Raw genomic sequence first — 9,972 nt, forward strand, 5'->3', positions numbered from 1 at the left:
CGGATTAAAATGATGCTTTGGTATCGCAAGGAATAGAGAACGCAATGGCATACAAGACCATCGAAGCCACGATCGGCAACACGCCGCTCGTGCAGCTGCAGCGCCTGCCGGGCGCGGAGATCGCGGCCCGCAACAACATCATCCTGGGCAAGCTTGAAGGCAGCAACCCGGCCGGGTCAGTCAAGGACCGCGCCGCCATGTCGATGCTGCGCGGCGCCGAACTGCGCGGCCAGATCAAGCCGGGCGACACGCTGATCGAAGCGACCAGCGGCAACACCGGCATCGCGCTGGCGATGGCCGCCGCGATCCTCGGCTACGAGATGATCCTCCTGATGCCCGATAACCTGTCGGTCGAGCGCCGCCAGAGCATGGCCGCCTACGGCGCGCAAATCATCCTCACGCCAAAGTCGGGCGGCATGGAATACGCGCGCGACATGGCCGAACAGATGCAGAAAGATGGCCAGGGCATCATCCTCGACCAGTTTGCCAACTTCGACAATCCGCGCGCGCACTACGAAAGTACCGGACCGGAAATCTGGCGCGATACCGACGGCCGCGTGACGCATTTCGTCAGCGCCATGGGTACCACCGGTACCATCATGGGCGTGTCGCGCTACCTGAAGGAACAGAACGAGGCGGTGCGTATCATCGGCGCGCAGCCCGAAGACGGCTCGTCGATCCCGGGTATTCGCAAGTGGCCCGAAGCCTACCTGCCGAAGATCTTCGAGAAAGCGCGGGTGGACCAGGTCGAGAGCGTGAGCCAGGCGGCTGCCGAACAGATGGCGCGCCGGATGGCGGCCGAAGAGGGCATCTTCTGCGGCATCTCGGCCGCCGGCGCCTGCGAAGTGGCGCTGCGCATCGCGCAGACCGTCGAGAACGCGACAATCGTGTTCATCGTGTGCGACCGGGGCGATCGCTACCTGTCGACCGGCGTGTTTCCGGCGTAAAAACAAGAAGGCCGCCTGGTTCACAGGCGGCCTTGTCAAATCAGTCCTTGGACTGCCTAGACCTTTCCATCGGCATGTCGCCAATTTCCATCGGTCGTCCGCCAATGCGGCGGCTCACACGCCCGCGCGGGCGTATGCACTACTGGTGCTGGCCGCGCATAGGGCGCCGGCCTTTCAATCCTGGCAAACCGACAATCCCGGGCGCTGCGAAGCGCCCGACATCGTTCAGTCTTTCATTGCCGGAATCGCGCCTTCTTTCGGCTTGAACTGCTTGTCGCTGATGCGGAACTTCGCACGGCGATCGCCCATGAGGTAGCGCAGGTCGCGGATCGACAGGTCGCTCACTTCGTGCATGCGAATCAGGAGCGATGCGCCGACCGGCAGGCGGTGGTGACGGATTTTCGAGATCACCGGTGGCGCTACTTCCAGCGCGCGTGACAAGGCAGCGTCGTTTTTCAGGCGCAGGTTTTCGATCAGCGTGTCGAGCAGGCGGTTCGGGTTGTACTGAAGCAGCTCGTCGCCATCCGAATCGCTGTTCATATCAATACCGACTTGGTTGGTCATGATTCATATTCCTTAGGGGTTAGTGCGGAGTCATCAACATCAACTACGTTGGAGTCCGGTTTTTACTTTCGTAAATTTCTATTCAATTGTACAACTATTTTGATACCGATACTCATGAGCAAGCCGGAATCATTTCTTTCGATTCGGTTATCGTTGTCTACTTGCAACAATAGCCGCAATGCAATTCTCTCACATAGTCACTACGCAAAACTATTGTTTTTTAATTAATCAATAGTGTACGGGCATCCAGCATTTGATGCCGCACAGTATGTATATTGCTGACTAAATGGAAAGAAAATGGGGAGTATGACTACTATCATAATATTTTTAGTACGAAAAATAGCAAGGTGTCTGCGCATACCCCTGGGGGGTATGCGATAGGGTGCCTATCGGCAATATTGAAAGTTAGCGGGAAACTCGTTACAAAGGATTACAAATTTTCCCGCTCGGAAAGGGATCTTTTGACAATTTTATTCGGGCCGCGCCGCACGCACGGCACGGCCCAGATCGATCACGGACATCGCATAGAAATAGCTGCGATTGTATTTGGTGATGGCATAGAAGTTGTCGTTGGCCACCCAGTACTCGGTCGGTTCCAGCCCATTCTGCAGGTCGATCAGGCCGTACAAGCTCTCCGCCGGCAGTGGCGAGCTTGTCACAATGCCGGCAGCGCGCAGCGTTTCCGGTCGCAAGGTCGCCTCCAGGCCCAGGCCAAGCAGCGGTTCCCAGGCACGCGTTGGCGAGACGTCGGCGGCGTACGCCGTCGGGCCCCGGTGCTCGGCGTTCCAGCCATGCTGGATCAGGAAGTTCGCCACGCTGCCGATCGCATCGACACTGGAGCCGCGCAGGTCGACCCGGCCATCGTTGTCGAAGTCCACACCATACTTGAGGATATTGCTGGGCATGAACTGCGGCAAGCCGACCGCGCCCGCAAACGAACCGAGCAGCTCGAACGGATCGTAGCCGCGCTCGCGCGCCAGCACCAGCGTGCTCGCCAGCTCGTCGCGGAAGAAGGCCTGGCGCGCGGCCTGGTTCGGCGACTCCGGATAGGCGAACGCCAGCGTGGTGAGCGAGTCGAGCACGCGGAAGCGGCCGGTGTCGCGCCCATAGATGGTCTCGATGCCGATGATGCCGACGATGATCTCGGCCGGCACGCCATACGCCGCCTCGGCGCGCCTCAGCGCCTCGGCGTTTTCTTCCCAGAAGCGCACGCCGGCGCGGATGCGGATCGGCTCGATGAAGCGGGCGCTGTAGGCTTGCCAGTTCTTCGGCTTGCCCGGCGGCCCCGGCTTGACCAGCTGCACGGCCGTATCGATGAAGCGCACCTGGCCGAACAAGGTCTCGAGCGCCGGGCGTTCGAAGCCGTGTTGCGCGACCATCTCGTCGATGAATTCGCGCACCGGTTGCCATTCGAGAAAGTTGACGTGTTCGTTGTCGGGATCGACGACGCTCGCAGCGCTGGCGCCAGCGGCGCCAGCAGCGGCAACCGGCACGACCCTGGCGGCCGCGCGGCGTGCCTTGGCTTGCCTGGCTTTCGCTGCGGCCTTGGCCTTGGCTTCAGCTTTGGCTTTTACTTGCGCGCTACGGGCCTGGCTGTCGGAAGAAGGGGCGGCGAGCGCATCGCCAAGCGCACTGGCGGCAAACGCGAGCGCGGCGAACAGGGTAACAATTAATTTCATCTGACTTGCGACAATAGACTTTTCAAGGTGGCATGCAGCCGCGGATCGGCCGCAGGCGCCGCGTAGCGCCAGGCGCTGTAACGACGCAGGAAGGCGATAGCCGCCTCGCGGGTGTGGGGCGTCAGGGCAAGCGCGCCGGGTGGGCAGGCCAGGATGCGCGCTGCGTAGGCGCTCGGCCCTTCGTCCTGCGCGCGCGGCAGGCCGGCCTGGCCCAGACGCTTGCACAGGGTCGAGTATAGAGCATCGATCGGGTCGATTTCGCGACGACGCCGCAAAATTCTTGCACACCACCAGGCCAGTCCCGCGCACGTTAGCAAGCCGACAAAAGGCCAGCCGAGCAGTTTGTCTTGCAAGCCTTGCACGACACCCCGCTGGCGTTCCGGCGTGTAGTTCAGCACCCACTGGTTCCAGCTGTTGTTGATCGCGCCGATTGCATTGCGCACGTCGGCCAGCCAGGCGCCGGCTTCGAGCCCGAACGGGTTCACGCCGCGCAGCGCGTCGATGCCGAACGGCGCGGGGCGGGGTGTTGCCCGGTTGGTCCCCGACCGAACACGCTCGGGCGCGACCGCCGCCGTGGGATCGACGCGCAGCCAGCCGCGACCCGCGATCCAGACTTCGGCCCAGGCGTGAGCGTCGGACTGGCGCACGGTCATGAAGCCGTCGACGGGATTGATCTCGCCGCCCTGGTACCCGGTGACCACGCGTGCCGGCACCCCGGCCGCGCGCATCAGGAACACGAAGGCGCCCGAGTAATGCTCGCAAAAGCCCGAGCGCGTCCCGTACAGGAATTCGTCGACCGTGTGGCGCCCGAGCAGGGGCGGGGCCAGGGTGTATTCGTACGGCTGCTCGCGGAACTGGCGCAGCACGGCGTCGACCCGCGCGGCCGGATCGCCCAGCGCGCGCAAGGCCATGCCGGCGGCCAGCGCACGCGGATTGAAACCATACGGCAGTACCAGCCAGCGATTCACGTCAGCCAGTTCAGCGCCGCTCTGCAGTGCATAGTCGACGTGCGAGCTGGCGCGGTAGCGCACGCGGCTCGCCAGCGGCGTGTCGGATGTGAGCTCGAACTGCGATGAAAAGCGCAGCTCGTGGCCGGCGACGACCGGTAGCTCGCCCGGCATCTCGAGCGCGAACACCCAGCGCGATTGCGACGGTTCGAGCGTGACTTCGTACTCCAGCCCCGGTCCGCCGACCGACAGGCGCAGGTCGCGGCCAGAACCGCGGCTGTTGGCGCCGCGGGTCCAGGTCAGGCCGTCGAAGGCGTCGAGCACCGGGCCACGCCAATACAGCTGCGGCGGCATGGGTGGGCGGCCGAAGAAGCGCACGCGAAACGCCGGTTCGTCCGACAGCGCCAGGTTCGACATCTGGCCCGGCGCCATCTGGTCCGACAGGCCCGAGGTGCCTGTGCCCGGCCCGCCCGGCATGCTCCATAGCGGGCCCTGGATGCGCGGGAACACGACAAACAGCATGATCGCGATTGGCGCGGCAAAGGCCAGCATGCGGGCGGCCATCGCCAGGCGCGTGCGTAGCGGCGGCACGGCGCCGGTGAACTGGAACGATAGCTGCGTGGCCAGCAGCAGCAGCACCGACGCGATCATCATCACGGCCGTGCCGATGCCCTGGGCGTAGAAGAAGTTGGTGAGCACCAGGAAGAAGCACAGGAACACCACCACGAACAGGTCGCGCCGCGCATGCATCTCGAGCATTTTAAAGGCCACCAGCAGCACCAGCATCGCCACGCCGGCGTCCTTGCCGAGCAGCGTGTCGTAGCTGAACTGCACGCCGATCATCGCCGCGATCGCAATCGGCAGCAGCACGATCGCCTTCGGCATGCGCTTGCCGCGCAGCGTGATCGTGGCGCGCCAGGCCAGCGTGGCCGCGCACAGGAGCGAGACCCACCATGGCAGATGCAGCGCGTGCGGCGCGAGCACCAGCACCGCACTGGCCAGCAGCAGCAGCGTGTCGGCCTTGTCGCGCGGCAGAGGCGCATGCACGAATTTCATGCCTGCTCCGCGATGCCGTACAAGGCCAGCGCACGCAGGCATGCCGCCTGGTGCGCTGCGCCGCTACTGGCGTCGATGCGCACGAGGCCCAGGTGAAATGCGTAGGGCAGGGCGCGGCTTTCGGCGTCGAGCACCCAGCGCGTCATGCGCGCCAGGCGCAGCTCGACGTCGAGCGAGCGTGGCAACTGGTCGAAGTCGAGCACCAGCTCATCGCCGCCACCGCCCTCGAAATGCTTGGTCACCAGCTGGCCGCCGATGCTCGGATCGAGCCGCGCGATCTGGCGCCAGGCCATCTGGCGCGGCGAGTCGCCGGCCTGGTAATTACGCACGCCGGCAAAATCGTCAAAGCCGGCCGTGCGCAGGCTGTTGCCGCCGCCGCCCTGCAGTGGCAGGCCGGGCGCGCCCTCTTCGGGACGCGGGTAGACCAGCACGCGCGCGGCGGGGCGCCAGTAGCTCCAGGCGACGAACAGGCCGAGGGGAAAACGGGTCGAGAGTTTTACGCGCCCCGGCGCCGCCCAGCCGCGCGCCGTGGTCGGCAGCGTGAGCGTGACGGTCGCTTGCGCACCGGGGGTGATGTCGGCCACATGGCGCGCGTCAGGCATGTCGGAGAAATCGGCCCACACGCCATAGCGCGCCAGGCGCGTGCGGTTGATCACCTGCAGTTCGAACTGTGCCACTTCGCCCGCATACACGGGCGCCGTGCGGCCCTGCTGCAGGCGCAGCTGCGCCAGGTTGCGGTACGTGGCGACCATGTCGACCAGCGCGCACGACAGCGCCAGGAAGGTCAGGCCGAAGCCCAGGCCCAGCGCATAGTTGACCGAGCCGACCAGCAGCACCGCCAGCAGCAGCACGAACCCGAGGCCCGCGCGCGATGGCACGATGAACACGCGGCGCTGGCTGATGACGACCTCGCCCGCATCGAGCGCGCCGCCGCGCGGCAGCCAGGCGCCGGTGGTGCGGCGCAACCATCCCCGCAGCGCCAGCGCCATCAGACCGGGACCGCCTTTTGCAGCTGCAGCACCAGGTCGCGGCTGGCCAAGGCGGTGCCGTGCGCGGCGCGCAGCGGCCGCAGGCGGTGCGCGCACACCGGCACCAGCACGGCCTGGATATCTTCGGGGATCACGTGGTCGCGGCCTTCCAGTGCAGCCCACGCGCGGCCGGCCTGCAGCAGCGCGATCGCGGCGCGCGGCGACAGGCCTTCGGCGAACATGCCGTTCTGGCGCGAGGCCTGCGCCAGCGCCTGTACGTACGTGATCAGGGCGCCCGAGGCGTGGATCTCGCGCAGCTGGTGCCGGGCTGCGGCCAGTTCATCGGCCTGCATCGCCGGTTGCAGGGTCTTGAGCATCGCGCGCCGGTCTTCGCCCATCAACAGCGCGCGTTCGGCGGCGGCGTCCGGGTAACCGAGCGTCAGGCACATCAAAAAACGGTCGAGCTGCGACTCGGGCAGCGGGAACACGCCGACCTGGTTGGCCGGGTTCTGCGTGGCGATGACAAAGAATGGTTCGGGCAACGGGCGCGTGACGCCGTCGGCCGACACCTGGCGCTCTTCCATGGCCTCGAGCAGGCCCGATTGCGTCTTGGGCGTGGCGCGGTTGATCTCGTCGGCCAGCAGCACCTGCGTAAAGATCGGGCCCGGGTGAAAGACGAACTCGTTCTTCTCGCGTTCGTAGATCGAGATGCCAGCCACGTCGGCCGGCAGCAGGTCGCTCGTGAACTGGACGCGATTAAAACGCAGGCCCAGCGAAATGGCCAGCGCGTGCGCCAGCGTGGTCTTGCCGACGCCTGGCAGATCGTCGAGCAGCAGGTGGCCGCCGGCCAGCAGGCAAGTCAGGGCCAGGCGCACTTGCTGGTCTTTGCCGACCACGACTTCATTGACCTGGCGTGCGACGGCGTGCAATTTGTTGAACATGTGGACTTCCATTCTTCGCTGAACCAGATGGCATGATTGACCAGGCGGCCGGACAGGGCCATGGCCTGCCGTGGTAGATTAGCGCCATTGGCAATCTACATACGTCGACAGCAACAAGCCGTCCCAGGGGATTCTATGCGAGAACGGCGCGGCAGGGTGTGAATGGATGAGCACAGGCGGAGACAAGAGCATCATGAGTACAGCGATTTACAGCCACCCCGATTGCCTGCGGCACGAAATGGGCGATTGGCACCCGGAGTCCCCGGCGCGCCTGCGGGCGATCGACGACCAGTTGATCCTCGCGCGCCTGGACGGGCTGATCGAGCAACGCAGCGCGCCGCTGGCCGACACCGCGCAGATCCTGCGCAACCACACGGCCGGCGCGCTGGCGCTGGTGCGCGACCACGTGCCGGCCACGCCGGGCGATTACTATCCGCTCGACGGCGACACCTCGCTCAATCATTACAGCTACCAGGCCGCGCTGCGCGCAGCCGGCGCTGCGCTGGCCGCGACCGACGACGTGATCAGCGGCGCGGTCAGCAATGCGTTCTGCTCGGTGCGCCCGCCGGGCCACCACGCCACGCCGACCGAGCCGATGGGCTTCTGCCTGTTTAACAACGTGGCCATCGCCGCGCGCCACGCGCTCGAGGCGCATGGGCTCGAGCGCGTCGCAATCGTCGACTTCGATGTCCATCACGGCAACGGCACGGCCGACGCCTTCAAGGACGATCCGCGCGTGCTGATGGCCAGCTTCTTCCAGCATCCGTTCTACCCGTTCAGCGAGCCCGAGCCGATCACGGCCACCTGCGTGAACGTGCCGGTGCCGGCGCGCTGCGAGGGCGACACGGTGCGCCAGCTGGTGCAAGAGCAGTGGCTGCCGGCGCTGCACGCGTTCAAGCCGCAGATGATCTTTGTCTCGGCCGGCTTCGACGGCCATCGCGACGACGATATGGGCGGCATCGGGCTGGTCGAGGCCGACTATGCGTGGATCACGCGCCAGGTGCTTGCGGTGGCCAACGAGCACGCCGGTGGGCGGATCGTCAGTTGTCTCGAGGGTGGGTATGACTTGTCGTCGCTCGGGCGCAGCGTGGTGGCGCATTTGAAGGTGCTGGCGGATCTGGAGTGACGGTTTTGGCGGCGAACCCAAGCCAGTCTCCCACCCACTAACGCATAACCGGCGCAACGTCGGCCCGCGTAGGACGGTGCGCCGCCGCTGCCGCTGCCGCTGCCGCTGGTGCTGCGCGATGTGGAAGGCTATCTGCTGCGCGAGAACGTCGACCCGGACCGGCTCTTGCTGCCACGCCGCGAGGGCCGCGTACTGGCCAGCCGCACGCTGTCGCTGGCCGGCGTGCCCGATATCGAATGGCAGGGCGAGGAACGCAGCCGCCACCTGGCCGAGTATGCAAAGGACCGCATGGCCGCGCGCGCGCGATTATCGGCGTTCGATCCGGCCGCCACCCTGCCGCCGGCCGACTGCAGGCCGATCGGCACCGGTCAGTAGGGCACCAGCGGCAACTCGACCAGCGCCGACACCGCGATGGCGCAGCACAGCAAGCCGACACCATACCAGCGCGCCATCGATCGTTTCAGTCTGTCTCGTGCCCGCATATATCACCTCCGCCGCGTCCCACGCACCGTGCGTGGACAAGGGGCGAGTGTGCACGCCGAATATGTCAACAGTGTTGCAACGGCTCAACGCTGTGCGGAGCGGAAAGACCGACTGTGGCGGGTTCGCGACGCTCGGGCGCGCCACCAGCGTAAAATAGCACCTTGAACGAAAGATAAAGAAAGCAATAGCATGTCGATACAATGGTTCCCGGGCCACATGAATGCGGCCAAGAAGGAAGCGGCCGAGCAGATGGAGAACATCGATCTGGTGATCGAAGTCCTCGATGCGCGCCTGCCCGAGGCGAGCTGCAACCCCCTGGTGGACCAGTTGCGCAAGTTTCGCCAGCGTCCCAGCCTCAAAATCCTGAACAAGATCGACCTGGCCGATCCAGTGGCCACCGCCGCCTGGAAAGCCTATTACGATGCCCAGGATGGCGTGACCGCCTATCCGATGACCACCAAGAAGCCGGCCGACGTCGCCCGCATTCCCGATCTGGCCCTGTCGCTGGCGCCGCACCGTGGCGTGCCGACCAAACCGCTGCGCATCATGATCATGGGCATCCCGAACGTCGGCAAATCGACGCTGATGAACGCGCTGCTGAAAAAGCGCGTGGCCAAGGTGGGCGACGAGCCGGCCGTGACCAAGGTCCAGCAGCGCCTGTACCTGAACAAGAACGTGGTGCTGGTCGACACGCCCGGCATGCTGTGGCCAAAGATCGCCATGGCCACCGACGGCCTGATGCTGGCCGCCAGCCACGCCATTGGCACCAATGCGCTGGTCGAAGAAGAAGTGGCCGAATACCTGGGCGAATTGCTGCTGCAGCGCTACCCGCACCTGCTCACCGCGCGCTACGGCCTGAAAACCGATGGCATGGACGGCGTGGGCGTGATCGAAGGCGTGGCGATGCGCCGGGGCTTCCGCGTGCGCGGCGGCGAATACGACTACGAAAAGGCGGCGCACTCGCTGCTGCAGGATTACCGCCAGGGCGCCCTGGGCCGCATCAGCCTGGAAACGCCCGATTCGCGCGCGGCCAGCCTGGCGCTGCACGCGGCGGAAGTGGCCGAGAAAGCCCGCCTGGCCGCCGAGAAGCTGGCCGCCAAGCTCGAAGAACAGTCGCGCGGCAAGCGCGGGACTTGATGTTATCGGCAATACATATGCTGGTTGAACGCGTCGGCAGCAAAGCTGCCAACCCTTGTATCTTGTTCTCATTGGTGGTTAGCTACTACCAATTGAGGTGAAGACCAGCTTGTGCCAACCCTTA

The 9,972-nt window shown here is 65.3% G+C and carries 9 protein-coding genes; 4 read left to right on the top strand and 5 right to left on the bottom strand.

Features of this window, described 5'->3' with window-relative positions; genetic code table 11:
* Positions 1-44: 44 nt before the first annotated feature.
* A complete protein-coding gene (cysM, locus tag AB2N08_RS19875) occupies positions 45-947 on the top strand; it encodes a cysteine synthase CysM (protein WP_367612634.1) in 903 nt (300 codons plus the stop codon).
* 225 nt (positions 948-1,172) lie between these two features.
* On the opposite strand, the gene AB2N08_RS19880 is transcribed toward cysM, so the two are convergent.
* The 5 genes from AB2N08_RS19880 to AB2N08_RS19900 all read right to left on the bottom strand — a co-directional run bounded on the left by AB2N08_RS19880 (position 1,173) and on the right by AB2N08_RS19900 (position 7,102).
* A complete protein-coding gene (locus AB2N08_RS19880) occupies positions 1,173-1,511 on the bottom strand; it encodes a hypothetical protein (protein WP_367612635.1) in 339 nt (112 codons plus the stop codon).
* A gap of 470 nt (positions 1,512-1,981) precedes the next feature.
* Entirely contained in the window at positions 1,982-3,190 is a 1,209-nt protein-coding gene (gene mltB, locus AB2N08_RS19885; protein ID WP_367612636.1) for a lytic murein transglycosylase B, read from the bottom strand.
* Positions 3,187-5,193, bottom strand: a complete 2,007-nt coding sequence (locus tag AB2N08_RS19890; protein WP_367612637.1) for a transglutaminase TgpA family protein — start codon at positions 5,191-5,193, stop codon at positions 3,187-3,189. Before AB2N08_RS19890 ends, mltB begins: the two co-directional genes overlap by 4 nt.
* On the bottom strand, positions 5,190-6,182 hold the full coding sequence (locus AB2N08_RS19895) for a DUF58 domain-containing protein (RefSeq protein ID WP_367612638.1): 993 nt from the start codon (positions 6,180-6,182) through the stop codon (positions 5,190-5,192). Before AB2N08_RS19895 ends, AB2N08_RS19890 begins: the two co-directional genes overlap by 4 nt.
* On the bottom strand, positions 6,182-7,102 hold the full coding sequence (locus AB2N08_RS19900; protein ID WP_367612639.1) for an AAA family ATPase: 921 nt from the start codon (positions 7,100-7,102) through the stop codon (positions 6,182-6,184). Before AB2N08_RS19900 ends, AB2N08_RS19895 begins: the two co-directional genes overlap by 1 nt.
* A 193-nt stretch (positions 7,103-7,295) precedes the next feature.
* On the opposite strand from AB2N08_RS19900, the gene AB2N08_RS19905 reads away from it, so the two are divergent.
* From AB2N08_RS19905 to ylqF, 3 genes are all read left to right on the top strand, one after another.
* Positions 7,296-8,228, top strand: coding sequence for a histone deacetylase family protein (locus AB2N08_RS19905; RefSeq protein ID WP_367612640.1), 933 nt, complete (start codon positions 7,296-7,298; stop codon positions 8,226-8,228).
* Between the two features lie 108 nt (positions 8,229-8,336).
* Positions 8,337-8,603, top strand: coding sequence for a hypothetical protein (locus AB2N08_RS19910; RefSeq protein ID WP_367612641.1), 267 nt, complete (start codon positions 8,337-8,339; stop codon positions 8,601-8,603).
* Between the two features lie 297 nt (positions 8,604-8,900).
* The gene (gene ylqF / locus AB2N08_RS19915) at positions 8,901-9,848 is read left to right on the top strand and encodes a ribosome biogenesis GTPase YlqF (RefSeq protein WP_367612642.1); all 948 of its coding nucleotides are present in this window, start codon (positions 8,901-8,903) and stop codon (positions 9,846-9,848) included.
* The last annotated feature ends 124 nt before the right edge of the window (positions 9,849-9,972 follow it).

The sequence above is a fragment of the Massilia aurea genome (assembly GCF_040790145.1).
GTDB lineage: Bacteria > Pseudomonadota > Gammaproteobacteria > Burkholderiales > Burkholderiaceae_D > Telluria > Telluria aurea_C.